Below are 24,603 nucleotides of genomic sequence, written 5' to 3' on the forward strand. Positions count from 1 at the left end.
AGGGGGAGCGATCGGGCGGCGCGACCGCCCGATCGGGGGCGCGGCGCAGGCTCTACCCGCGGCGCGGCGACGTGGAGGCCGACGCGCCGCGGGGCACGGACTCACTTCTTCTCGACGAGGTCGTAGAACTGCCAGACGCGGTCGGTCCACGAGCCGCCGATGTTGCGGCCGGCTTGGGTGACGACCGACGGGGCGATGGTGAAGTGGTTGGCCGCCACCATCATCTCGCGGAAGGTGCGCTGGATCACGCCGGCGCGCAGCGACGCTCCGCCGCCGGCGCGGTAGGCGAAGTTGCAGACCTCGACGCCGGCCTCGTGGATCTCCGACTTGGCGAGGTGAACGAGGCTGATCTGACGGGTGGTGACGGCCGTGCCGGTCTCCACTGTCGCCTCGATGTCGCGCCAGACCTCGAACACGAAGGCGCGGGCGGCGCGGTAGCGGGCCTCGGCGCGGCCGTAGTCGTGCCAGAACTTCTCGCTCTCGCCGAGCATGCCGGCGCGGCCCGACTTGGAGCGGGCGAACTTGGCGATCTCGTCGAGCATGCGCCGGCCCTGGCCGAGCGCCCAGCCGGTGTGGCCGATCGCGGCGAGACCGACGACGCCGAGACTGAACAGCTCCTTCAGCCGCTGCGGCGGGGCGGTCAGGATCGGAAAGACGAGATCGTCGGGCACGAAGACGTCGTCGGCGGCATAGTCGATGCTGCCGGTGCCGCCGAGGCCGAGCACGTCCCAGTTGCCGAGCTGGACGTGTTCCTCGATCGGCGCGTGGGCGCACATGACGACGACGTTGCCGGCGTCGTCCTTGGCCGGCTTGCCGGTGCCGTCGTCGACGAAGGCGGCGCTGTGGGAATAGGTGGCGTGGCTGAAGCCGCTGCCGTAGCTCCACCGGCCGGTCAGGCGGTAGCCGCCGTCGACCTTCTTCAGCATGCCGAGCGGGGCGCCCTGGCCGGAGAAGCGGTTGTCGGTGCCCGGCGCGAACAGCCGCTCGACCGCGCTGTCCGGCAGGAAGGCGGCCGACATCGCGCCGATGCAGCAGTGCACCATCGAGACCCAGCCGGCCGAGCCCGACCACCAGGTGATCGCCTCGAGGAGTTCCAGCACCTGGGTCGGCGGCAGCTGCATGCCGCCGAGCGCCTCGGTGGCGAGGGCGTGCGACATCCTGAGCTGCTTCAGCGCGGCGAAGCTGTCGGGCGTGAGTTCGCCGCGGTCCTCGTCGGCGGGGGCGTTGGCCTCGAGCGTCGGCCCGATCTCGGCGATCTTCGCCAGGAGATCGCGATGGTCGACGCCGGACCCCCAGTATCCGTGCCTGAGCGGCTTGTTCATGGCTCTCCTCCTCCTATCGGGTGTCTTTCCAGTTCCGGAGGGTCCCGCCTCGTCGGGACCTCCCGCGGGTTCGGCCGTTCGGCCGGTTCGGTGTCAGTCGGCGAGGAAGTCGCCGATCGGCCGGAGCACGTCCGGCTTCTCCTGCAGGACCAGGTGACCCGCGTCCTCCACGCGGAGCAGCCGGGCGTTTGGCAGGGCCTCGACCCAGAGCGGCGCCTGGGAGGCCGGCAGCAGCCGGTCCTCGGTGCCCCAGACGACGAGCGCAGGATTGGCGATGCGGGCGAGGAAGCGCCGGAGGTTCGGGTGCCCCATGCCGAAGGGCGCGAGCACGCGGCCGAGCGTCTCTCCCTCGCGGGCGCGGTCGGCGCCGAAAGCCTCGGCGAAGGCCGGGTCGGTACCGTCGGGGAAGTAGCGCAGCGCGACGGAGACGTCGTGGGTGAGATAGCCGGGGAAATCCTGCGGCTGGATCGAACCGAGGGCCGCGGCCGGATGCGCCGGATCGTTCAGGCCGGCCGGGGCCACCAGCACCACCTTGCCGAAGCGTTCGCCGGCGAGGCCGGCGAGTTCGCTCGCCATCCAGCCGCCCATGGAGAAGCCCATCAGGTGGGGCTTCTCGGGCAAAGCGAGGATGTCGACGAGGTTCAGGTAGTGCAGCACCATGTCGGCCATGCCGGCGACGTGCGGGGCGGGGCCGGAGAAGCCGAAGCCGGGATGGCTCGGGCAGAGCACGCGGAAGCGGTCGGCGAGGCCTTCGGCGAAGTCGAAGCCCTCTATCGTCGCCGCGCCGTGCAGGTAGAGCACCGGCCGGCCCCGGCCGATCGCCTTGACGACGGTGCGGACGCCGCCGACGTCGTATTCGAGCGTTTCGAAGGATGCAGTCATGTCGTCGCGTCTCCTCGATCGAGATCGGGTCGGATCAGAACCTTGCACTGGGTGGTGCGGCGCCTGAGGCCCTCGAAGACCTGCGGCACCTGGCCGAGGCCGATGGTGTCGGTGACGAGCGCCTGCGGCCGGAACGGCGTGGCGGCGAGCGCGTCGAGCGCCACGGCGAATTCGTTGCCCTGGTGGAAGAACACGGAGAACAGCAGGTTCACCTCCTTCGACAGCGCGACGAAGGGATCCCACTCGTCGCCGCCGATGCAGAGGCCGACGCCGACCACGGTGCCCTGCAGCCGCACCGCGCCGACCGCCGCCGCGATCAGGCCGCGCTTGCCGACGCACTCGAACACGATGTCCGGGGCGCCGCCGCAGGCGTCCGCGAGCCGTTCGGCGAGCCGTCCGTCGGAGATCGCGAAGGCGGTGGCGCCGAGCGCCAGCGCGCGGTCGCACTGGTGATCGTGGAGGTCGGCGACGACGACCGCCGCCGCGCCCATCCGGCGCGCCCAGAAGGCGACCAGCAGGCCGATCGGCCCGGCGCCGAGGATCGCGACGCGGTCGCCGGGCTTCATACCGGAGCGGACGATGCAGTGGAGCGCCACGGCGAGCGGCTCGGCGAGCGCGCCGTCGGCGGTGTCGACGCCGTCCGGCAGGCGCACGCACTGGCGGGCGGCGACGGCGACGTGTTCCGCATAGCCGCCGCCGATCAGCGTCATCTCGGGGCAGCGGCCGGGATCGCCACGCCGGCACGCCGCGCAGCGGCCGCAGCCGCGCATCGGCACCACGGCGACGCGATCGCCGACGGCGAGGTCGCCGACGTCCGTGCCGGTCTCGACGATCTCGCCGGCGAACTCGTGGCCGAGCACGAAGCCCGCGCCGATGCCGAAGGGTGCGGGATCCTCGGTGATGTGCAGGTCGCTGCCGCAGATGCCGCAGGCCGAAACGCGCAGCACCACCTCGTCCGCGCCGGGGCGCGGTTCCGGCACGTCGCCGATCCGCAAGGGGCGCCCGACGGTGTCGAAGATGGCCGCTCTCATGGGACTTGGTCTCCGTTTCGGCGTTCTGGGATGACGAGGCGGCGGCCGATCGGGAACCACGGCGCGTCGAAGCGGCGGGAGATCAGGCCCCAGATGCCCTTCGGCGCGAACAGCGCGACGGCGAGGGTCATCAGGCCGAGGACGACGAAATAGGCGGCGCCGTATTCGCCGAACCAGCGGTCGGCGACGAAGAAGATCAGGGCGCCGATCAGCACGCCCTCGATCGAGCCGATGCCGCCGATCATCACGATGAAGATCGCGACGTTGGCCCACATCGGGTCGAAGGCCGAGCCCGGGGTGATCCGCAGCTGCGCCATGAAGTAGACCGCGCCGACGAGGCCGCAGCCGACCGCGGCGGCGACGTAGACCAGGAAGCGCAGTCGGCCGACGTCGACGCCCTGGCTCGCCGCGGCCACCATGTTGTCGCGCATGGCGACGAGGGCGAGGCCGTAGCGCGAGCGCAACAGCCAGTAGCTGCCACCGACGGTGACCAGCAGCATGACGGCGCAGAGCAGCGCCATGGCGACGTTGCGCTCGAAGGCCGAGTAGTCCTTCATCACGCGCAGCGACATGCCGGCCCCGGAATTCACCAGCGGCAGGTTGGTCGAGACGAGGCGGAACACCTCGGCGACCACCCAGGTGCCGATCGAGAAATAGGGTCCGTCGAGCCGGTGCAGCAGCAGATAGGTCGGCACCGCCAGGATCGCGGGTACCAAGAGGCCGACGAAGATCGCCAGGAACGGGTTCATGCCGAAGGTCTGGGCGAGCACGAACAGCGCGTAGCCGGCGGCGCCCATGAAGGCCTGCTGGCCGACCGAGACGAGGCCGGCGTAGCCGGCGAGCAGGTTCCACATCTGCGCCACCGCGACGTAGCAGCAGAGCTCCAGCACCATGCGGATGGTGCCGGTCGAGGCCCACCACGGCATCGCGACGAGCGCGACCAGCGCCGCGACGGCGACCGCCGTGGCGATCCGGCCGGAGGGGGTCTGGCGGCGGACCATGACCTCGGGCGCGGCGGTGTCGGCGAAGGGGACGGCGGTCATGGCTCAGGCCCTTCCGAACAGACCCTGCGGGCGGGTCGCCAGCACGAGGAGGAAGACGACGTGGCCGGCGAGGACACCGAAGCCGGGGTCGATGCGGAAGCCGATCGCCTGGGAGATGCCGAGCACCATCGAACCGGCGAAGGCACCCCAGACCGAGCCCATGCCGCCGATGATCACCGCCTCGAAGGCGTAGATCAGCTGGGCCGGGCCGTCGGCCGGCGCCACGGTCGAGCGCAGCGCCTGGAACACCGCGGCGAAGCCGAGGATGCCGACCGCGGTTGCGGTGGCGAGCGCGTAGACCGCCTTCGGGTCGATGCCGGTCATGGCGGCGGCCTCGACGTCGGCGGAGGCGGCGCGCAGCGCCCGGCCGAAGCGGGTGCGCTTCAGGAGGCGATCGAGCCCGAAGGTGAGGCCGGTCGCCACCGCCAGCACGATCACCGGCAGCAGGCCGATGTAGATGCCGCCGATCTCGATCGACCGGCTCTCGAGCCCTTCGCCCGGCAGCGACCGGCTGTTGGCCGACCAGATCTGCAGCATCAGGTTCTGCAGCGCGATCGAGAGGCCGAAGGTGGCGATCAGCGAGGGCAGCGGGTCGTTGCCGACCACGCGATTGAGCACGAGCTTCTGCAGCACCCAACCCATCGCCACCGCCAGCGGCACCAGCGCCACCAGCACCGGCAGCGGGCCGAGACCGTAAGCGCCGGCGAGCGAGATGCCGATCAGCGACAACAGGATGACGAGGTCGCCGTGGCTGATGTTGACGATGCGCATCACGCCGAACATCAGCGCCATGCCGAGCGCATATTGGGCGTACATGCCGCCGAGAAGGATGCCCTGGACGAGGGCGTCAAGCCATTGCATGGCGCACTCCGAAGTAGGCTTCGCCGATCGCCTCGCGGGTGATCTCGGCGGATCGGCCGGTGAGCGTCACGCGCCCCTCCAGCATGCAGTAGAGGCGGTCGGACGCGGATTGGGCGAGGCCGACGTCCTGCTCGACCACGATCATCGCGGTGCCCTCGGCGCGGATCTCCGGCAGCGCGGCGTAGATCTCGCGGATCACCTTGGGCGCGAGGCCGAGGCTGATCTCGTCGCAGAGCAGGACGCGGGGCTGGCAGAGCAGCGCCCGGCCGATCGCCACCATCTGCTGCTGGCCGCCGGAGAGGCTCTGCACCGGCACCTTCGTCTTCTCCGCGAGGATCGGGAACAGCCGGTGCAGGCGGGCGAGCGTCCAGCCGCCGCGGGCGCCGGCGCGGCCGGCCCGGTCGATGGCAACGCGCAGGTTGTCCTCCACCGACATACCGGTGAAGAGCCGCCGCCCCTCCGGCACGATGGCGACACCCTTGCCGACCATCTCGTTGGGCCGGGTGCCGCCGACCGGCGCGCCGTCGAGGCGGACCATGTCGCGGCCGACCGGCAGCAGCCCCATGATCGCGCGCAGGAACGTCGACTTGCCGGCGCCGTTGGCCCCGATCAGGGCGACGGACTCCCCGGCGTGGAGCTCTGTATCGACGCCGTAGAGTGCCTGGAAGTCGCCGTAGCGGGCGACGAGGCCGTGGGTGGAAAGGACCGCCGTCATGCCTCGATTCCCATGTAGACGCGCTTGACCTCGGGCAGGGCGATCACGTCGGCCGGCAGGCCCTCGGCGATCTTCTCGCCGAAGTTCAGCACCATCAGCCGGTCGGCGACCGCGAGCAGGGCGTGCAGCACGTGCTCGATCCAGACGATGGTGACGCCGCGGTCGCGGATGCGCCGGACGAGCGCCACCAGCGCCCCGGACTCCTCGTCGGTGAGCCCCCCGGCGATCTCGTCGAGGAGCAGCAGCTTGGGGTCGGAGGCGAGCGCGCGGGCGAGTTCGAGCCGCTTGCGGTCGAGCAGCGTCAGCGCGCCGGCCGATACGTTGGCCTTGGCCGAGAGCTCGCACTCGCGCAGGACGTCGGCGCAGAAGGCGTAGCTCGCCGCCTCCGAGCGGCCGCCGCCGAAGGTGGCGGCGACCAGCAGGTTCTCGAAGGTGGTCATGCCCGCGTAGGGGCGTGGGATCTGGTAGGTCCGCCCGATGCCCATCCGGCAGCGCCGGAACGGCGGTTCGGTGCCGAGCGCGACGCCGTCGAGGCGGATCTCGCCGCCCGACGTGCGCAGGTCGCCGCTGATCATGTTGAACAGCGTCGTCTTGCCGGCCCCGTTGGGGCCGAGCACGCCCAGCACCTCGCCGCGGCGCACGTCGAAGTCGACCTCGTGCAGGACGCGCAGCGAGCCGAAGGACTTCGACACGCCGCGGCCGGCGAGGAGGATGGCATCGTTCATGGCGGACCTCCCAGGGGTTCGGCCATCACCAGGAGATCGGCGCGATCTTCTGCTCGGGTTCGAACAGCTGGTTGACCGTGTTGTCGACGATCTTCAGGTCGTAGGGCCACTTCTCGCCCTTGACCCACTGGCCGCCGAAGATCGGGGTCTTGCAGATGTTCTTGTGGGCGGCGCCGTCGAACTTGATCTTGCCGACCACGGTCTGGAGATCGGTGGCGGCCATGGCGTCGCGGTTGGCGGCGCGGTCGAGCGGGTCGGACGAGCGCTTCAGGATGTCGATGGCGACTTCCAGGAGGGCGTGGGAATAGCCGAGCGGCTGGGTCCACTGCCGGTTCTGGTCCTTCTCCCACTGGTCGGCGAGGTCGCGGCTGACCTGACCGGTGAGCGAGGACTTGAACGGGAAGGCCGGCGTCCACCACACCTCCGACGACATGCCGGCGCCGAGCGGGCCCATCGCCTCGACGCCGCCCGGGAACAGCAGCGCGGCGGCGACGGTGACCGCCTTGGGCTTGAAGCCCTGCTGGTTGCACTGGGTGACGAAGGTCTTGAGGTCGTCGGGATAGGTGATGCCGCCGACGATCTCGCAGCCCTTGCTCTTGAACTCGGCGATCTGGGCCGAGAAGTCGTTGGTGCGCGGCTGGAAGTAGCCGGGTACGACGACCTCGTAGCCGGCGGCGCGGGTCGGCACCGGCAGGCCGTATTCGTCGTTGCCCCAGGTCTCGCCGTCGATGTTCTGGGGGAACAGCATCCCGACCTTCTTGTTGGTCTCGAGACCCTTCCACAGTCCGACGAAGGTGTTCAGCGCCTCGTCGAGGCCCCAGAAGAAGTGGTAGGTCCAGTCGAAGGTCTGCTTGCCGCCGCCGCGCGGGAACACCACCGCCTGCCAGGGCGCGCCGGAGGAGATGCAGGGCGTCTCGTAGAGCTCGGACTGCTCGGCCGCCGGCAGGATGGTGTCGGTGGTCGAGGCCGGCGCCATCAGGTGGACCTCCTCGTTGAGGATGAGGTTGCCGGTGATCTCCGCCGCCTTGTTCGGGTTCGACTGGCTGTCGCGCTCGATGATCTCGAGGTCGTAGACGTTGCCGTTGTTGGCGGTGAGCTTGCCGCCGAGCACGTCGCGGATTTTGGCGACGGTGTAGGCGTCGGTCTCGCCGAACAGGGCGAGCGGGCCGGTGGCGGGCGTCAGGTAGCCGATCTTGATGGTGCCGGCGGTCTGCGCGCGCAGATAAGTCGGCATGCCGATCGCCGACACGGCGACACCGGCGCCGATCCCCTTCAGCACCGAACGGCGGCTCGGCAGCTTCGCCCGCACCAGCCTGTTGTAGTAGGTCATGGTCGTCTCCTCCTCTGGTTTGCCCGGGCGCGTCCGTTCTCCTCCGCGGACGGCACCCTCTCCCTCGTGCAAGTCTCAGGTGATCCGCAGCAGGGCGCCTCCGTCGATCACGATCAGCGAGCCGGTGACGTAGGACGCGGCCGGCGAGGCGAGGTAGAGCGCGAGGCCCTTGATCTCCTCGGGGTCGCCGATGCGCCCGATCAGCGACTGCCGCTCGAAGGCCTCACGGTCGGCCTTGTTGCGCAGGCGCCCGCCCGCGATGTTGGTGATGAACGGCCCCGGCAGGATGGCGTTGACGTGGATGCCGAAGGCGCCGAGCTCCATCGCCATGTGGCGGACGAAGTGGTTCACCGCGGCCTTGGCCGGCATGTAGGACGTGCCGACGATCGCCTCGTTGATCAGCGCGGCGATCGAGGACGTCACGACGATCCGCCCGAAGCCGCGCGGCTTCATGTGCTTCACCGCGAGCTTAACCGTCGTGTAGACCGAGGTCAGGTTGATCTCGATGCCGCGATCCCACTGCTCGTCGGGGATGTTCTCGATGGCGCCGTCCGGGTTGCGCGTGCCGTCCGGCGTGTTGAAGCCGGGGCCGGGGTCGATGCCGGCGTTGGCGAACACCACGTCGATCTTGCCGTAGCGCTCGGCGACGCGGTCGAAGGCGGCGGCCATGCCCGGCCGGTCGCCGACGTCCACCACCTCGCCCGAGACGTCGCCGCCGGCGGCGCGGATCGCCGCCACGGTCTTCTCGAGGCCGACCGGGTCGAGGTCGAGGATCGCGACCCGCGCCCCGTGCTCCGCCATCACTTCGGCGTAGGCCTTGCCGATCCCGCTGGCGCCCCCGGTGACGATCACCGAGAGGCCGCGGACGTCGAACATCGTCTGCAATGCGGCCATGGCTTTCCTCCTTCGCCGTTCCGCTGGTCCCGCCGCCCCCGCGCCTCCCCGCGCGGGACCGGCCCGCCGTCAGCGCGCCTTGCCGCGCGACAGCACGAAGTCGAACTCCACGTCGTAGAAGGGGGCCGAAACGCCGGCGCGGGCGGCCGCCTCGGAATCCGACACCGGCTTGAACTCGGCGAGCAGGCTCTTCTTCACGCCGAACACCGCGTCGGAATCGATGTAGGGATCGTCCGGGTCGAAGATGTGCGTCGTCAGCTTGTCGAAGCCCTCGGCCTCGACGATGTAGTGCAGGTGCGCCGGCCGGTAGGGATGGCGGCCGAGGGCGCCGAGCAGCTTGCCGACCGGGCCGTCGTCCGGGATCGGGTAGTATTTGGGCTTCACGCCGCGGAACCAGTAGCGGCCGTCGGCGCCGGTGCGGAACACGCCGCGCAGGTTGAAGTCGGGCTGGATGCCCTTCTGCTGGACGTCGTAGAAGCCCTCGTCGTTGGCCTGCCAGACGTCGATCTTGGCGCCCGCGACCGGATTGCCCTCGGTGTCGAGGATGCGGCCGTGCACGAACATCGGCTCGCCCTTCGCATCGAGGCAGATGTCGGCGCCCATCGGCAGTTCCGGCGCGTCGGCGACGTGGAACGGGCCGAGCACGGTCGATTCCGAGGCGCCCGACGGCTTGCGGTTGTTGATGGCGTCGACCAGCATCGACACGCCGAGCACGTCGGACAGCAGGATGTACTCCTGCCGCCACTCGTTGCAGATCTGGCCGGTCCGGGTGAGGAACAGGATCGCCTCGAACCACTCCTCTTCGGTCGGCTCGATCTCCTTGACCGCCTCGTGCAGCTTGCGGGTGATCACGTCCATCACCTGCCGCAATCGGGCGTCCCCGGCCTTCGCGTTGCGGGCGGTGACGACCTCGGCGGAGTTCTCCTCGGTGAAGTAGCCGTATTCGTGGGTCGCGGTCATCGGTGGTCCCTCAGCGCGCGAGGATGGAGACGAGGACGCGGCGGAGCTCCGCCGCCGGCGCGGCCGCGAGCGCCTTCGAGCGCCACGCCACGTGGTGGTCGGGGCGCACCAGCACGCAACCGCCGTCGCGGACCTCGCTTGCGCGGGCCCAGTCGCCGAGATGGTCCTCGAGCGGGCGGCGCGGGCCGATCACGTGGGTGCGGATGGTGAGCCCCAGTTCCGCGCCGACCGCTTCCGCCGCCGCCACCCAGGCTTCGCCGCCGACGCCGGTGAGCAGCGTGAACGCGCCGCGGCCGCAGAGGTCGAGCGTCGAGACCTTGCGACCCGCCCGGTCGAACACCCAGACGTGCGGCAGCCGCGCGCCCGGCCACGTGGTCGGCGCGTAGTGCAGTTCCCGATCGGCCGGGAAGGCCGGCTCCGGCTCGCCGTCGGTGACGGCGGCCGACGAACGGTAGCGCTGGTTCATCTCGACGCCGTGGGCGTCGAACTCGTATTTCTTGAAGGCGATCGCCTGCCGCAGCGCCTCGCGCTGGGCCTCCGCCGCCGGCGTCGCGTCGGCGCGGGCGTCCATGTTGCGCCGGATCTTGTCGTGGTCGACCCCGCCGTCCATGCCGAGCGCCTCGAAGATCGGCCCGAACTCGCCGATCGACTGGTTGGCGCGGGTCACGATCTGGCGCGCGATCGGCGCGCGCTCGGCGGTGTAGCTGTCGAGCAGGCCCGGACCGGCTTCGCCCTTGACCACCATGGCGAGCTTCCAGGCGAGGTTGAAGCCGTCCTGGATCGACGTGTTGGAGCCGAGGCCGTTGGAGGGCGGATGCCGGTGCGCGGCGTCGCCCATCACGAAGACGCGGCCCTTCTGCAGATTGGTCGCGAAGCAGTTGTTGACGGTCCAGGTGTTGGCGCCGAGCAACTCGATCTCGAGGTCGGGGTCGCCGATCAACTGGCGGGCGACGCCGGTGGCGAATTCGGGCGTCACGTCCGGCGGCGGCTGGTTGATGTCATAGCCCCAGACGATCAGCCACTCGTTCCACGGCCGGACCATGCGCACGAGGCCCATGCCGATGCCGCCGACGTCGGCGCCGGGCTGCATCACCCAGTAGAGCACGCTCGGACGGTGGGCGACGTATTTGGAGAGGTCGGCCCGGAACAGGATGTTCATCGAGCCGCCGACGCCCATGCGGCCCTCGTACGGGAGTCCGAGATGCTCGGCGACCAGCGAGTTGCCGCCGTCGGCGCCGACGAGATACTTGGAGCGGACCGTGAATTCCTTCCCCGACAGCCGGTCGCGACAGGTTGTGGTGACGCCGTCGTCGTCCTGGACGTGGGAGAGGTACTCCGTGCTCATCCGCGCCTGCGTGCCGCGGGCGCAGGCGGTCTTGAACAGGATCGGCTCCATGAAGGTCTGCGGCAGGTCGTTCATGAAGCAGGGGGAGGACATCAGGTGCTCGGCCTTGGAGAGCGGGTGCGTGCCCCAGCTTTTCATGCGGCCGATCTCCTCGCCGGCGAGGCTCTCGCAGAAGACGTTCTCGCCCATGATCTCCTGCGGCGAGGCGTGCATCATCGCCTCGGCCTCGACCTCGGGCCCGAGGTCGCGCAGCACTTCCATGGCGCGCTGGTTGGTGATGTGCGCGCGCGGCGTGTTGGCGAGCCAGCGGTAGCGGTTCACCACCATGTTGGCGACGCCGTAGCTCGACAACAGCGCGGCCGTCGCCGAGCCCGCCGGTCCGGTGCCGATGATCAGCACGTCGGTCTGGATGTCCCCCATCAGATGCCTCCCTCGATCTTCGGCCCGACCAGCCTGCGGCGGATCGGGAACAGGTGAAGGTTGCCGCGGGCCGAGATCGACCCCCACAGCCCCTTCGGTGCGAACAGCATGACGGCGATGGCGACGACGCCGAGCGTCATCAGGTACCAGGTGCCGTAGTCGGCCAGCGCCGAGCGCAGGACGTAGAAGACGATCACCCCGAGGATCGGCCCCTCCACGGTGCCGATGCCGCCGATCACCACGATGAAGATGACGTAGGCGGTCCAGTCGGTGACCGCGAAGGCGGCGTTGGGCGAGATCCGGGCCGTCTGCATGAAGACCAGCGCGCCGACGAGCCCGGTCGCGGCCGAGGCGATCAGGAAAACCGCCCACTTCAGGCGGCGGACGTCGACGCCGACCGCGCCGGCGGCCTCCGGGTTGTCGCGCACGGCGGCGAGCGCGAGACCGAGACGGTTGCGCAGCAGCCAGTAGATCCCGGCGATCACCGCGACCGCGAGGGCGAGCGCCAGCCAGTAGGCGACGATGTCGCGCGCGGCCGCCTCGCGCACGCCGAAGAGGGCGCGCACGAGGTCGGTGCCGAGGATCGCCGACGTCGCCTCGCGCGGCAGCGAGGTGCCGGTGCCGCCGCCGAGCGTCTTCCACTGGGCGACGAGGAGGCGCGTCACCTCCGCGATCACCCAGGTGCCGATGGCGAAATAGGCGCCCTGCAGGCGGAAGGCGAAGAAGGCGGTCGGCACAGCGAGCACCAGCGCGGCGAGACCGCCGAGCAGGATCGCCGCCACCGGGTTCCAGCCGAGGAGGATCACGCCGGCGAAGAGCGCGTAGGCGCCGATGCCGACGAAGGCCTGCTGGCCCACCGAGACGAGGCCGCCGTAGCCGGCGAGGAGGTTCCACAGCTGCGCCAGGGTCAGCAGCGTCAGGATCGTGAAGAGGTCCTGGATCAAGGCGCGCGGGGCGACCGCGGGCAGCGCGACCAGCGCGAGCGCCAGCACGACGGCCGCCGCCCCGGTGATCCGTCCCGCGCGCGTGGATGTGGTGAGCCGGTACATCGCGCGCCCTTCAGTCGACGGCGCGGGGGAACAGGCCCCGCGGCTTGAGGAGGAGGACGGCGAGAAAGGCGAGGTGGCCGGCGAGGATCTGCCACTCCGGGTTCACGGTCGCGCCGATCGTCTGGGCGAGTCCGATGACGATGCCGCCGGCGAGCGTGCCCCACAGGCTGCCGAGCCCGCCGATGATCACCGCCTCGAAGGCGTAGACCAGCCGGGCCGGCCCGATCGACGGGTCGAAGTTGGCGCGCATGCCGAGGAACAGCGCGGCGATCGTCACCACCACCATGGCGAGGCCGGTCGCCATGGCGAAGACGCGCTTCGGCTCGATGCCCATCAGGCCGGCTGTGACCGCGTCGTCGGAGGTGGCGCGGAAGGCACGGCCGAGCGCGGTGCGGAAGAACAGGGCGCTGAGCGCCAGGATGACCAGCACCGCGGCGGCGAAGGTGACGAGCGGCATCAGCCCGACGGTGACGACGCCGAGGTTCAGCGACGCGCCCTCGAGCGCACCGGCCGGAATGCGCCGGCTGTCGGCCGAGAATCCCTCGAGCAGGCCGTTCTGGAGCGCGACCGAGAGGCCGAAGGTGACGAGCAGCGGCGGCAGGATGTCCCGCCCGAGCACCCGGTTCAGCACCAGCGACTGCAGCAGCCAGCCGAGCGCGAACATCACCGGCGCCGCCACCAGCGCCGCGGTGAGCGGCGACAGGCCGAGCAGCGTCACGCCGGTCAGCACCAGGTAGGCGGCGAAGACGATCAGGTCGCCGTGGGCGAGGTTGACCAGCCGCATGATGCCGAACACGAGGCTGAGCCCGGCGGCGAACAGGGCGTAGAGCCCGCCGAGTAGGATCCCTTGGACGAGGGTGTCGAGCCAGATCACGGCCGCACCTCCGGGGTCCGGACGGTGAGGATGAGGGAGGGCGCCCGCATCATGCCGCCGCTCCGAAATAGGCGGCGTGCACCGCTTCGCGCGTCACTTCGGACGCCCGTGCCGACAGGGTCACGCGGCCCTCCATCATGCAGTAGACCCGGTCGGCGACCGAGAGCGCCTTGCCGATGTCCTGCTCGACGACGACGACCGCGGCACCGGCGGCGCGGATCTTCGGCAGCGCCGCGTAGACGTCGCGGATCACCACCGGCGCGAGGCCGAGGCTGATCTCGTCGCAGAGCAGCAGTTCGGGGTTCGACATCAGCGCCCGGCCGATCGCGACCATCTGCTGCTGGCCGCCGGAGAGGGCGGTGCCGGGGTGGTGGCGGCGCTCCTTCAGCACGGGGAACAGCGCGTAGACGCTCGCGAGCGACCAGGGGCCGGCGACCTTGCGCGCCTCGCCGCCGATCAGGAGGTTCTCCTCGACGGTGAGCGAGGGGAACAGGCGCCGGCCCTCGGGCACCATCGCGATGCCGCGCTTCATCACGGCCGCCGAGGACAGCGCGCCGATCGGCTCGCCGCGGTGCAGGACCATGCCCGGCGCGTTGGCGAGCACGCCGGCGATCGAACGCATCAGCGTCGACTTGCCGGCGCCGTTGGCGCCGATGACGGCGACGCACTCGCCGGCGGCGACCGTGACGTCGACGCCGAACAGGGCGCGGAACTGGCCGTAGTCGGCGGTGAGGGCGCGGGTTTCGAGCAGCATCAGACCTCGAGCCCCAGGTAGATCTCGCGCACCTCGCGCGAGGCCATGATCGCGTCGGGGGCGCCGAGGCCGATCACCTTGCCGAAATTGAGGACCATGAGCCGCTCCACCACCGAGGTCAGGGCATGCAGCACGTGCTCGATCCAGATGATGGTGGTGCCGCGGGCGTGGATCCGCCGGATCGTGGCGACCAGGGCCTTGCACTCGCCGTCGGTGAGGCCGCCGGCGATCTCGTCGAGCAGCAACAGCTTCGGATCGGTCGCCATGGCGCGGGCGAGCTCGAGCCGCTTGCGGTCGAGCAGACCGAGCGTGCCGGCGACGACGTTCGCCTTCCCGAGCAGTTCGGTCTCCTCGAGGATGCGGGCGCAGTCTTCGACGACGTCGGCCTCGCCGACGCCCCGGCCGAAGGCGGCGGCGGTCAGGAGGTTCTCGAACACCGTCAGCCCCTCGAACGGCTGCGGGATCTGGAAGCTGCGGCCGACGCCCATGCGCACCCGCTCCATGGCCGCGACGCGGGTGACGTCGCGGCCGAGGAACTCGATGCGGCCCCCGTTCGCCAGCATGTTGCCGGTGATCAGGTTGAACAGCGTCGACTTGCCCGCCCCGTTCGGGCCGATCACGCCCAGCGCCTCGCCGCGCGGAACCTCCACGCTGACGCCGTCGGTCACCTTGAGGGCGCCGAAGGACTTGGAGACGTCGTCGAGCCTGAGGATCATCGCGGAACCTTCCGGGCGGCGATCGGGGTGGCGGGGCGGGCCGGCCGCGGGCGTCAGGCGAGGGCTTCCATCTTTCCGGCGGTCGGGATCTGCGGCGCCGTGCCGTTCTCGACGATCACGAGATCGAAGCCGCCGCTCTCCTTGCGCCGCCACTGGCCGCCGACCAGCGGTGTCTTGCAGACGTTCTTCGCCGCGAAGGGCGGCACGCCGGCACCGTTCCAGGCGACCTTGCCGACGACGGTGTCCATGTCCGTCGCCGCGATCGCCGCGGCCACCGCCTCGGTGTCGGTCGGGTCGGAGACGCGGCCCATGACGTTGGCGGCGACCTCGAACAGCGAGTGGGAGAAGCCGATCGGCTGGGTCCAGGGGCGGCCGCTCTTGGCGGTGAAGTCGGCGGCGAGTTCGGCCGAGGACTGGCCGGTCACGGTCGACTTGAACGGATGGGACGCCGACCACCACACCTCGGACGAGAGGTTGTGGCCGGCCTCGCCCAGCGTCTCCACCGACTGCGGGAACAGGATCGCCTTGGCGACCGTCGCCGCCTTCGGCCGGAAGCCCTGCTGGCGGGCCTGATTCCAGAAGGTGGTGAAGTCGGGCGGGATGACCACGCCGGTGACGATCTCCGCGCCGGCCGCCTTGAAGGCGTTGATCTGGGCCGAGAAGTCGTCGGAGAGGTTCTGGTAGCGGCCGGGGTCGGTCAGCGAGAAGCCGGCGGCGGCGAGGCCGGGCTTCAAGCCGTTCTGCGGGTCGCCCCAGGCGTTGCCGTCGGCGTCGTTGGGGAAGAGGCCGGCCACGGTGCCGTTGGTGCCGAGCTGCTTCCACATGCCGGTGTAGACGGCGATGATGTCCTCGAGGCCCCAGAAATAGTGGAAGGCGAAGTCGAAGCCCTTCCACGAGCCGGGGTCGCCCGGGTTGCCCTGCTGGCCGATGAACCAGGGCTGCCAGGGCGCCGTCGTCGAGACCACCGGCACGCCCTCGGCCTCGCAGGTGGTGGCGACCGGGTTGGTGTTCTCCGGCGTCGAGCCGACCAGCATCAGGTCGATCTCGTCCTCGACGATCAGCTCCTTGGCGACCTCGGCGGCGCGGTTCGGGTTGGACTGGCTGTCCTTGACGATCACCTCGAAGTTCTTCCCCGCGTCCGAGGCGAGGAAGGCCGCGATGGTGTATGCGTCGCTCTCGGCGAAGCCCGCGAGCGGGCCGGTCTGCGGCGAGACGTAGCCGAGTTTGATCTTCGCGCCCTGCGCGATCGCCGGCATGGCGAGCCCCGGAGCCGACAGCGCGAGGCCGGACGCGGCGGTGGTCTTCAGGAACGACCGTCTGGTGAACATGGCTTTCCTCCCCTCCTCGTTTTCGGATCCCGAGCGGACGGCGTCCTCCAACGCCGTGCCCCGCCGATCCCCCTTCGTCTCAGACCTCCGGCCGCCGCCCCTCGAAGGCGGCCTGGAGCAGCGCGCGGATCGACGCCCGGTCGATCGGCCGCGGGTTGGCGTAGGCGTTCTTCACGGCGATCTCGGCGGCGCGGTCGAGGTCGGCCTCGGCGATCCCGATCGCCGAAAGGCCGATCGGCGCGCCGACCGCCGTCGCGAAGTCCCAGAGCGCGCCGGCGGCGGTGTCGGCGCCGAAGGCGTCGGCGATGGGCCGAAGTTCCGCGCCCGCGACCGCCTCGTTGTAGGCGGTGGTGTAGGGCAGAAGCACCGTGTGGGTCTCGGCGTGCGGCGTGTCGAAGGAGCCGCCGAACACGTGGGCGAGCTTGTGGTGCAGCGCCATCTGCACGTAGCCGAGGGCGGTCGAGCAGCACCACGCGCCGTAGAGCGCGCGGGCCCGCGCCGCCTTGTCGCGCGGGTCGGCGATCAGCGCCGGGATGCCGTCGCGGAACGCGACGAGCGCGTCGCGGGCCATCAGCGTGATCACCGGGCTGCGATCCGGCGCGTAGAACGCCTCCATGGCGTGGGCGAGGGCGTTCATCGCCGACGTCACTGTGAGGCCGACAGGCAGGGTGAGCGTGAGGTCGACGTCGTAGACGACGGTCTCGGGCCGGATCTCCGGCGAACGCTTCGTGGTCTTCTCGCCGTCCTTCGTTTCGCCGAGGATGTCGGTCATCTCCGAACCGGCGTAGGTGGTCGGCACCACCACCTGGTCGGCGCCGGTGCGCAGCGCGATCGCCTTGCCGAGCCCGGTGGTCGAGCCGCCGCCTAGGGAGACGACGGCGGTCGCGCCGCTCTCGCGGTAGGCCGCGACCGCCCGTTCCGTCACCTCGACGGGGGTGTGCATCGCCGCGCCGGCGAAGACGCCCGCTGCGAGATCGCCGAGCGAGGCGGCGAGCGCCTCGGCCTCGCCGTGCTGATGCGGCGTCGACAGCACCAGCGCCCGCCCGTGGCCGAGCCGGCGGACCTCGTCGCCGACGCGGGCGATGGTGCCGCTGCCGAACACGACGCGGGTGGCAAGGCCCGGGAAGACGAAGCTCTCCATCATCGTGCGGCTCCCATGGTCGGCGCCCGTCCGGCGGAAAGGTCGGCGAGGATCGCGTCCAGCATCGCCACCTCGGGGTCCGAGACGGCGTGGGCGCGGCCGGGGAAGAGATCGGCCCTGAGGCGCGCGCCGGTCCGCCCCAGCGACGCCGCGGCGTCGGCGAAGGCGTCGACCGGGATCCAGGGGTCGGCGTCGGCGCCGGTGAGGTAGATCGGCAGGCCGGCGGCGGCGCGCTCCGGTCGGTCGTCGTCCCGGACACCGACGCGGCAGCCGGTGAAGGCGGCGAGCGCGTCCGGCGGCGGCAGGCCGCGGCAGACGTATTCGATCGCGAGGCAGGCGCCCTGCGAGAAGCCGGCGAGCAGCAGCGGCAGCCCGGCATAGGCCGAGCGCGCCGCGGCCACCGCGGCGGCGAGGTGGTCGATCGCGTCGGCGAGTTCGGCCCGCGCCACCGCGGTCAGGGGATCGACGGCCCGCGCGGCGTACCACGCGCCGGTCGGGGCGCGCGGCAGCACGAAGGCCACGGACGGCGCGTCGAGCCGCGCCAGCACGTGGGACTGCATCTCCTCGGGGCTCTGGCCGCGGCCGTGGACGAAGACGCAGAGCGCCTTCGCCTCCGGGCCGCGCGGGCCGAGGCGGAGCGGGCCGCCGCCGGACGTCATTGGAACGACGCCTCCTCGAGGCCGGCGCGCAGCTCCGCCTCGCGGTCCTTGAACCACGGCGGGAACACCAGCGTCTTGCCGATCTGGCCCGGCGGCTCGTCCTTGGCCCAACCCTCCGGCGTCGTCCAGGCGAGTTCGAACAGCGCCCCGCCCGGCGAGCGGACGTAGCAGGACTTGAAGTAGTTGCGGTCCTTCTGCTCGGAGATGTCGGTGAAGCCGAGGCCCTCGATGTGGGCGCGCAGCTTCATCTGGCTCTCCTCGTCGCCGGTGTTGAGGGCGAGGTGGTGGATGGTGCCGCCGGCGAGCGTCCAGGTGCCCTGCGGGCTGTCGCGGTCGACCAGCACCTCGACGCGCTGGACGACGCCGTTCGCGTCCGGCACGCGGTAGACGAGGCCCTCGTCGGTGTCGGCCTCCTTCTCGAGCGGCAGCGCGATGGTGAGGAAGTCGTCCATGGCGGTGCGGTCGGTGACCGCGACGGCGCCGCCGTAGATGCCCTTGATGCCGTGTTCGCGGCCGATGCCCTGGCTCGCGTTGACGATCGGCTCGCGGCCGTCGCCGTCGCTCTCGACCAGCTCGTGCTGGATGCCACAGGGGTGGGCGAAGATCACCCGGTCGGCGCCGAAGCGCGTGGTCTTGGTCGCGTCGACGCCGAGGCCGTTCAACCGGTCCTCCCAGAAGGACGCGGCGCCCTTCGGGATCGACTGCATGATCGAGCGCGACTGGTTGGTGCCGCGCCGGCCGTAGACGCCGGGCTTGCGGAACGGGAAGGTCGTGATGATCGTCGAGGCGTCGCCGTTCGGCGAGCCGTAGTAGAGATGGTAGACCGGAATGACGCCGTCGAAGAGGACGGTCCGCTTCACCGAGTGCAGACCGAGCGTCTTCGTATAGAAGTCGAAGTCCTCCTGCGCACCGTCGGTCGACATCGTCAGGTGGTGGTAGCCGCTGACCATGGCCATGGTTCAAAGCCTCCCTTGGATCCTGGCCCTCTCCGCCGGCGGCGGACAGAGCACGAGCGTGAGATCGAGCGCGTGCCGGCGCGGTCCTCCGTCCGGCGGCAGCACGCGGTAACGACCCATCAGTTCGGGTTTGACCCCGAAGATGGCGTCCCGGCCGATGGCGGGATCCGCCTCGTCGTAGACGTGGGTGGTCAGCGTCTCGAAGCCGTCGGCCGAGACGCGGAAATGGATGTGGGCGGGCCGCTCCAGCCGGAGGCCGAGCGTCGTCACCAGCCGTCCGACCGGGCCGTCGGACGGCAGCGCGTAGCCGCGCGGCTTGATGGTGGCGAAGCGGAACCGGCCCTGGAGGTCGGTGCGGAAACGGCCGCGCAGGTTGAACTCGGGCTGGCGGTCCGGCTCCTGGTTCTCGTAGCGGCCGTCGGCGTTGGCGTGCCAGACCTCGACCGTCGCACCGGCGACTCCCTGGCCGTCGAGGTCGACGATCCGGCCGGTGACGGCGAGCGGTTCGCCCTTGCCGTCACGGGAGATGCTGGCACCCTGCGCCGTCTCCGGCACGTCGGAGCGGTAGAAGGGTCCGGCCACCGTGTTGGGCGTCGCGCCGGCCGGGCGCCTGGTGTTGAGGTCCTCGACCAGCGAGGACACGCCGAGCACGTCGGCGAGCAGCACCCATTCCTGGCGCCGGGCGTCGGCGTAGTGGCCGACCTCGGTCAGGAAGTCGATCGCGATGCGGAACTCGTCGCTGGTCGGCCGCAGCGCCGTCACCAGCGCGTGCAGCCGCTCGACGGTCGCCTGCGCCGCCTCGCCGAGCCGCGACGGGCCGGCCTCGGACAGCCGCCGCGCGAACTCCAGGGTAAGCTCCGCCCCCTCCGCCGAACCGTCGGTCCGGCGCGAGCCAGTGTCGTGGCCGTCCATGCGAGGGGCCTCCCTTCCCCTGTTTTTTAACGGGATAGCACGTCCCGGAACGGCCCTTGATGATTTGTCCGTCCGATAATATAGCACTCTGCTATGAAGCTGAACGAGCGACACCTCATGCAGCTGGCCGCGGTGCTCGACGCCGGCGGCGTTTCCGAGGGCGCGGCGATGTTGGGGCTGACCCAACCCGCCGTCAGCCGGTCGCTCGCCATGCTGGAGGCCCGCGTCGGCGAACCGTTGTTCCTCAAGGGCCGCCGGCCGTTGCAGCCGACGCCGCTCGGCGCGCAGCTGGCGGCGCAGGGCCGCGTCATCATCGCCGCCTCGCGCAAGGCGTCGGACGCGGTGCAGGGCTTCGTGCGCGGCACCAGCGGCCTCGTCCGCGTCGGCGGCGTGCCCTTCTTCATGGACGCGATGATCAGCCGCATGATCGGCGAGTTCCAGACGCTCGAGCCGGAGGTCACCGTCCAGCAGAGCTACCTGAACCTGCCGGAGATGGTCGGCGCCCTCGAGGCCAAGCAGATCGACCTCGGCATCGTGCCGATCGGCGTGCTCGACCTCGGCCCCGGCTTCGAGTTCACCGAGATCCTGCCCGGCCGCAATGTCGTCGCCTGCCGTCCGGACCACCCGCTGCTGCGCAAGCGTCGGCTCCAGGCGCACGAATTGACGAACTTCCCCTGGGTCGCGCCGCTGCCGGGCTCGCCGCTGATGTCGGACCTGCAGATGATCCTGATGAGCATCGGCATGTCCGACCTCAACATCCGCTACTCCGGCGGCTCCCTGATGAGCGTCATCAACTATCTCGCCGAGACCGACGCGCTCGCCGTGCTGCCCTTCTCGGTGGTGTTCGCCCAGCGCAAGGAGAACCGCGTCACGGTGCTGCCCTACGAGATCCCGCAGCCGAACCGCTCGCTCGGCATCCTGCGCCGCACGGTCGGGCCGCGCTCGCCGGCGGCCGAACGCTTCGCCGCCTATGTCGCCACCGCCTTCGAGGACCTGAAGCACATCATCAAGCGCCACGAGAACGCGGTGGTGTGGGGGCGCTGAGCCGCGCTCACGGCAGCAGGCGGCGCAGCGCGTCGCGGGCGCGCAGGAGTTCGGGCAGGTAGCGCGCTGCGAGGTCGTCCGTCCCGGCCGCGACGGCGAGGCCGATGTTCATCGCCGCCACCACCCGGCCGCGGGCGTCGACCAGCGGCACCGCGATCGAGCGCAGGCCGATCTCGACCTCCTGGTCGTTCACCGCGTAGCCGAGCCGGCGCACCTCCGCGATCGCCGCGAGGATGGCGTCGACGTCGGTCAGGGTACGGGGCGTACGCGACGGCCGCGGCGCGGCCTCGAGCAGACGGCGGGCGGCGTCCTCGGGGAGGGCGGCCAGCATCGCCCGCCCCATCGAGGTGCAGTAGGCCGGCAGCCGCGAGCCCGGCATCAGCGCGATCGTCATCACCCGCCGCTGCGCCGCGCGGGCGACGTAGACGATCTCCGGCCCGTCGAGGATCGAGACCGAACTGCTCTCGCCGATCCGGTCGGAGAGCTCGTCGAGCAGCGGCTGCACGATCTGCGGCAGCGGCATGGTGGCGAGGCAAGCGGTGCCGAGCCGGAGCACCCGCGGCGTCAGCGTGAAGTACTTGCCGTCCCAGTCGGCGTAGCCGAGCTGCGCCAGCGTCAGCAGGCAGCGCCGCGCCGTCGCGCGGTCGAGGCCCGCCGCCGCCGCGACCTCGGCGATCGACTGTCGCGGTCGGTCGGCGGCGAAGGTCTCGATCACCGCCAGCCCCTTGGCGAGGCCGCCCATGGTGTCGCGCTTCTCGATGGTCATGGCGGTGGTCCGTGCGATATGAGAACAAAAGCACCATACCGCACACATGGTCTGGACGGAACCGTCCGCCGCTCGCTATTTGTCGTCCGGCCGGGCGGGATCCGGCTGGAGACATCCCATGGACAAGACCCTTCCGGACCTCGCCGCCGCGGTGGCGGGGATCGAAGACGGCATGACCGTGATGATCGGCGGCTTCGGCGGGTCCGGCGCGCCGATCGAGCTGATCCACGCGCTGATCGACCGCTTCCGCGCCACCGGCGCCCCGAAGAACCTGACGGTGATCAACAACAACGCCGGCAACGGCCACGTCGGCCTCGCCGCCCTGATCGAGCAGGGCATGGTGCGCAAGCTGATCTGCTCGTTCCCGCGCTCGGCCGATCCGGTGGTGTTCACCGAGCTCTATCTCGCCGGCAAGATCGAACTCGAGTTGGTGCCGCAGGGCACGCTCGCCGAGCGCATCCGCGCCGGCGGCGCGGGCATCCCGGCCTTCTACACCCCGACGTCCTTCGGCACCGACCTCGCAAAGGGCAAGCCGGTCGCCGAGTTCGACGGCCGCTGCTACGTGCAGGAGCGCTGGCTGAAAGCCGACATCGCGCTGGTCAAGGCCGACGTCGGCGACACCCTCGGCAACCTGACCTACCGGATGGCGGCGCGGAACTTCAATCCGCTGATGTGCATGGCGGCGGCGCGCGCCTACGTCCAGGTCACGCGCATCGTCGCGCCGGGCGGCATCGACCCGGAGGCGGTGGTGACGCCCGGCATCTTCGTCGCCGGCGTCGTCGCGGTGCCGAACCCGGCCCAGGAAGAGGATCTCAACCGCGCCGGCGCGGTCTACCCGGAGAAAGCGGCATGACGGCAAAGCTGAACGCGACCCAGATCGCCTGGCGCGCCGCCCAGGACATCGCCGACGGCGCCTACGTCAACCTCGGCATCGGCTTCCCGGAGATGGTGGCGCGGTTCCAGCCGCCGGGCCGGCAGGCGATCTTCCACACCGAGAACGGCATCCTCGGCTTCGGCGAGGCGCCGCCGCCGGGCGAGGAGGACTGGGACCTCATCAATGCCGGCAAGAAGGCGGTGACGCTGAAGCCCGGCACGGCCTTCTTCCACCACGCCGACAGCTTCGCCATGGTGCGCGGCGGCCATCTCGACGTCGCCATCCTTGGCGCCTACGAGGTCGCGGAGACCGGCGACCTCGCCAACTGGTCGACCGGCCCCAAGGGCGTGCCGGCGGTCGGCGGCGCCATGGACCTCGTCCATGGGGCGAAGCGCGTCGCCGTCATCACCGAGCACGTCACCAAGGACGGCAAGCCGAAGCTGGTGAAGCGCTGCAGCCTGCCGCTGACCGGCGTCGGCTGCGTCACCCGGATCTACACCAGCCTCGCGGTGATCGACGTCGAGGGCGGCCGCTTCGTGCTGCGCGAGAAGCTGCCGGCGCTCGGCCTTTCCGACCTCCAGGCGCTCACCGGCGCCGACCTCCACGTTCCCGGTCCCGTCGCGGACCTCGTCGTGCCGGAGCTCTGACGCCATGACCGACGCCTTCATCTGCGACTACGTCCGCACCCCGATCGGCCGCTACGGCGGTGCGCTCGCCGCCGTCCGGCCCGACGACCTCGCGGCCGTCCCGCTCCGCGCCCTCGTCGCCCGCAATCCCGGCGTCGACTGGGAGGCGGTCGACGACGTCGTGCTCGGCTGCGCCAACCAGGCCGGCGAGGACAACCGCAACGTCGCCCGCATGGCGGTGCTGCTCGCCGGCCTGCCGGTCGGCGTCACCGGCACCACGATCAACCGGCTCTGCGGCTCGGGCATGGACGCGGTGCTCGCCGCCGCCCGCGCCGTCGCCGCCGGCGAGGCCGACCTGATGGTCGCCGGCGGCGTCGAGAGCATGTCGCGCGCGCCCTTCGTGATGCCGAAGGCCGACACGGCCTTCTCGCGGCAGGCCGAGATCTTCGACACCACGATCGGCTGGCGCTTCGTCAACCCGGCGATGCACGCCGCCTACGGCACCGATTCGATGCCGCAGACCGGCCAGAACGTCGCCGACGACCACGGCATCTCCCGTGAAGCGCAGGACGCCATGGCGCTCGCCTCGCAGGCGCGGGCCGCCGCCGCCCAGGCGAACGGCCGGCTCGCCCGCGAGATCGTGCCGGTGACGATCCCGCGCCGGAAGGGCGATCCGGTGGTCGTCGACCGCGACGAGCACCCGCGCGCCACCACGGCGGAGGCGCTCGCCGCCCTGAAGCCGCTGTTCCCGAACGGCTCGGTCACGGCCGGCAATTCGTCCGGCGTCAACGACGGCGCCGCCGCCCTGATCGTCGCCTCCGCCGAGGCTGCCCGCCGCCACGGCCTGACGCCGATCGCTCGTGTGCTCGGCGGTGCCACTGCCGGCGTTCCGCCGCGGGTGATGGGGATCGGCCCGGCGCCGGCGAGCCGGAAGCTCATGGCTCGCCTCGGGCTCGCGATCGCCGACTTCGACGTGATCGAGCTCAACGAGGCCTTCGCGGCCCAGGGCGTCGCCACGCTGCGCATGCTCGGCGTCGCCGACGACGACCCCCGCGTGAACCCGAACGGCGGCGCGATCGCCCTCGGCCACCCGCTCGGCATGTCGGGTGCGCGCATCACCGGCACCGCGGCGCTGGAGCTGTCGCTCGGCGGCCGCCGGCGCTCGCTGTCGACCATGTGCATCGGCGTCGGCCAGGGCATTGCCGTCGCGCTCGAGCGGGTCTGAACGACACCTGCCGCGAGTGCGAACCCGGTGATCCGGGAAAACCCGGCCTCGACCGGGTTTTCCCGGGGCTCGACATCCCGGCCGTTCCGGCCGTCAATCCACCGTCATCGACGCGGGGTTCAAGTGCGCCGACCGTTCGGACGGTGCCGCC

At 71.1% G+C, this 24,603-nt stretch carries 25 protein-coding genes; 4 read left to right on the plus strand and 21 right to left on the minus strand.

The window, feature by feature from the left end:
• Positions 1-101: 101 nt before the first annotated feature.
• The 20 genes from EDD54_RS11315 to EDD54_RS11410 form a co-directional block, all read right to left on the minus strand.
• Positions 102-1,322, minus strand: coding sequence for an acyl-CoA dehydrogenase family protein (locus EDD54_RS11315; protein WP_126541269.1), 1,221 nt, complete (start codon positions 1,320-1,322; stop codon positions 102-104).
• 93 nt (positions 1,323-1,415) lie between these two features.
• Positions 1,416-2,204, minus strand: a complete 789-nt coding sequence (locus EDD54_RS11320) for an alpha/beta fold hydrolase (RefSeq protein WP_126541270.1) — start codon at positions 2,202-2,204, stop codon at positions 1,416-1,418.
• Positions 2,201-3,235 carry a zinc-dependent alcohol dehydrogenase gene (locus EDD54_RS11325; protein ID WP_126541271.1) on the minus strand — a complete coding sequence of 345 codons (1,035 nt, stop codon included), beginning with the start codon at positions 3,233-3,235 and terminating at the stop codon, positions 2,201-2,203. Before EDD54_RS11325 ends, EDD54_RS11320 begins: the two co-directional genes overlap by 4 nt.
• Complete coding sequence (locus EDD54_RS11330; protein ID WP_126541272.1) at positions 3,232-4,278, minus strand: branched-chain amino acid ABC transporter permease; 1,047 nt, start codon at positions 4,276-4,278, stop codon at positions 3,232-3,234. Before EDD54_RS11330 ends, EDD54_RS11325 begins: the two co-directional genes overlap by 4 nt.
• Positions 4,279-4,281: 3 nt before the next feature.
• Positions 4,282-5,139 (minus strand): branched-chain amino acid ABC transporter permease, encoded by an 858-nt coding sequence (locus tag EDD54_RS11335; RefSeq protein ID WP_126541273.1) that lies wholly within the window; start codon positions 5,137-5,139, stop codon positions 4,282-4,284.
• Positions 5,126-5,854 carry an ABC transporter ATP-binding protein gene (locus tag EDD54_RS11340; RefSeq protein ID WP_126541274.1) on the minus strand — a complete coding sequence of 243 codons (729 nt, stop codon included), beginning with the start codon at positions 5,852-5,854 and terminating at the stop codon, positions 5,126-5,128. The genes EDD54_RS11335 and EDD54_RS11340 overlap by 14 nt, the downstream gene beginning before the upstream one ends.
• Positions 5,851-6,579, minus strand: coding sequence for an ABC transporter ATP-binding protein (locus EDD54_RS11345; protein ID WP_126541275.1), 729 nt, complete (start codon positions 6,577-6,579; stop codon positions 5,851-5,853). The genes EDD54_RS11340 and EDD54_RS11345 overlap by 4 nt, the downstream gene beginning before the upstream one ends.
• A gap of 25 nt (positions 6,580-6,604) precedes the next feature.
• A complete protein-coding gene (locus EDD54_RS11350; RefSeq protein WP_126541276.1) occupies positions 6,605-7,909 on the minus strand; it encodes an ABC transporter substrate-binding protein in 1,305 nt (434 codons plus the stop codon).
• A gap of 75 nt (positions 7,910-7,984) precedes the next feature.
• Positions 7,985-8,803 carry an SDR family NAD(P)-dependent oxidoreductase gene (locus tag EDD54_RS11355; protein ID WP_126541277.1) on the minus strand — a complete coding sequence of 273 codons (819 nt, stop codon included), beginning with the start codon at positions 8,801-8,803 and terminating at the stop codon, positions 7,985-7,987.
• 69 nt (positions 8,804-8,872) lie between these two features.
• Positions 8,873-9,763 (minus strand): intradiol ring-cleavage dioxygenase, encoded by an 891-nt coding sequence (locus EDD54_RS11360; protein WP_126541278.1) that lies wholly within the window; start codon positions 9,761-9,763, stop codon positions 8,873-8,875.
• Positions 9,764-9,773: 10 nt separating this feature from the next.
• Positions 9,774-11,528 carry an FAD-dependent oxidoreductase gene (locus EDD54_RS11365; protein WP_126541279.1) on the minus strand — a complete coding sequence of 585 codons (1,755 nt, stop codon included), beginning with the start codon at positions 11,526-11,528 and terminating at the stop codon, positions 9,774-9,776.
• Complete coding sequence (locus EDD54_RS11370; RefSeq protein ID WP_126541280.1) at positions 11,528-12,577, minus strand: branched-chain amino acid ABC transporter permease; 1,050 nt, start codon at positions 12,575-12,577, stop codon at positions 11,528-11,530. Before EDD54_RS11370 ends, EDD54_RS11365 begins: the two co-directional genes overlap by 1 nt.
• 10 nt (positions 12,578-12,587) lie before the next feature.
• Positions 12,588-13,451 (minus strand): branched-chain amino acid ABC transporter permease, encoded by an 864-nt coding sequence (locus EDD54_RS11375; RefSeq protein ID WP_126541281.1) that lies wholly within the window; start codon positions 13,449-13,451, stop codon positions 12,588-12,590.
• A 49-nt stretch (positions 13,452-13,500) separates the two neighbouring features.
• Complete coding sequence (locus tag EDD54_RS11380; protein WP_425374990.1) at positions 13,501-14,205, minus strand: ABC transporter ATP-binding protein; 705 nt, start codon at positions 14,203-14,205, stop codon at positions 13,501-13,503.
• Positions 14,205-14,921, minus strand: coding sequence for an ABC transporter ATP-binding protein (locus EDD54_RS11385; RefSeq protein ID WP_126541282.1), 717 nt, complete (start codon positions 14,919-14,921; stop codon positions 14,205-14,207). The genes EDD54_RS11380 and EDD54_RS11385 overlap by 1 nt, the downstream gene beginning before the upstream one ends.
• A gap of 53 nt (positions 14,922-14,974) precedes the next feature.
• Entirely contained in the window at positions 14,975-16,249 is a 1,275-nt protein-coding gene (locus EDD54_RS11390; protein ID WP_126541283.1) for an ABC transporter substrate-binding protein, read from the minus strand.
• Between the two features lie 79 nt (positions 16,250-16,328).
• Positions 16,329-17,390, minus strand: coding sequence for a maleylacetate reductase (locus EDD54_RS11395; protein ID WP_165644455.1), 1,062 nt, complete (start codon positions 17,388-17,390; stop codon positions 16,329-16,331).
• Positions 17,390-18,049, minus strand: coding sequence for an alpha/beta hydrolase (locus EDD54_RS11400; RefSeq protein WP_126541285.1), 660 nt, complete (start codon positions 18,047-18,049; stop codon positions 17,390-17,392). The genes EDD54_RS11395 and EDD54_RS11400 overlap by 1 nt, the downstream gene beginning before the upstream one ends.
• Positions 18,046-19,005: a VOC family protein gene (locus EDD54_RS11405; protein WP_126541286.1), complete on the minus strand. Its 960-nt coding sequence runs from the start codon at positions 19,003-19,005 to the stop codon at positions 18,046-18,048. The genes EDD54_RS11400 and EDD54_RS11405 overlap by 4 nt, the downstream gene beginning before the upstream one ends.
• A gap of 3 nt (positions 19,006-19,008) precedes the next feature.
• Positions 19,009-19,917, minus strand: coding sequence for a dioxygenase family protein (locus tag EDD54_RS11410; protein ID WP_126541287.1), 909 nt, complete (start codon positions 19,915-19,917; stop codon positions 19,009-19,011).
• Between the two features lie 93 nt (positions 19,918-20,010).
• Between EDD54_RS11410 and EDD54_RS11415 the strand changes: the two genes are divergently transcribed.
• On the plus strand, positions 20,011-20,961 hold the full coding sequence (locus EDD54_RS11415) for a LysR family transcriptional regulator (protein WP_126541288.1): 951 nt from the start codon (positions 20,011-20,013) through the stop codon (positions 20,959-20,961).
• A gap of 7 nt (positions 20,962-20,968) precedes the next feature.
• On the opposite strand, the gene EDD54_RS11420 is transcribed toward EDD54_RS11415, so the two are convergent.
• Complete coding sequence (locus EDD54_RS11420; protein ID WP_126541289.1) at positions 20,969-21,727, minus strand: IclR family transcriptional regulator domain-containing protein; 759 nt, start codon at positions 21,725-21,727, stop codon at positions 20,969-20,971.
• A 118-nt stretch (positions 21,728-21,845) separates the two neighbouring features.
• Here EDD54_RS11420 and EDD54_RS11425 point away from each other — a divergent pair, with 118 nt between their 5' ends.
• From EDD54_RS11425 to pcaF, 3 genes are read left to right on the plus strand one after another with little or no spacing between them, the layout of a single operon-like run.
• Entirely contained in the window at positions 21,846-22,580 is a 735-nt protein-coding gene (locus EDD54_RS11425) for a 3-oxoacid CoA-transferase subunit A (protein WP_126541290.1), read from the plus strand.
• Positions 22,577-23,248 carry a 3-oxoacid CoA-transferase subunit B gene (locus tag EDD54_RS11430; protein WP_126541291.1) on the plus strand — a complete coding sequence of 224 codons (672 nt, stop codon included), beginning with the start codon at positions 22,577-22,579 and terminating at the stop codon, positions 23,246-23,248. Before EDD54_RS11425 ends, EDD54_RS11430 begins: the two co-directional genes overlap by 4 nt.
• Positions 23,249-23,252: 4 nt before the next feature.
• Positions 23,253-24,452 (plus strand): 3-oxoadipyl-CoA thiolase, encoded by a 1,200-nt coding sequence (gene pcaF, locus EDD54_RS11435; protein ID WP_126541292.1) that lies wholly within the window; start codon positions 23,253-23,255, stop codon positions 24,450-24,452.
• Positions 24,453-24,603: the final 151 nt, after the last annotated feature.

Source organism: Oharaeibacter diazotrophicus, assembly GCF_004362745.1.
Taxonomy (GTDB): domain Bacteria; phylum Pseudomonadota; class Alphaproteobacteria; order Rhizobiales; family Pleomorphomonadaceae; genus Oharaeibacter; species Oharaeibacter diazotrophicus.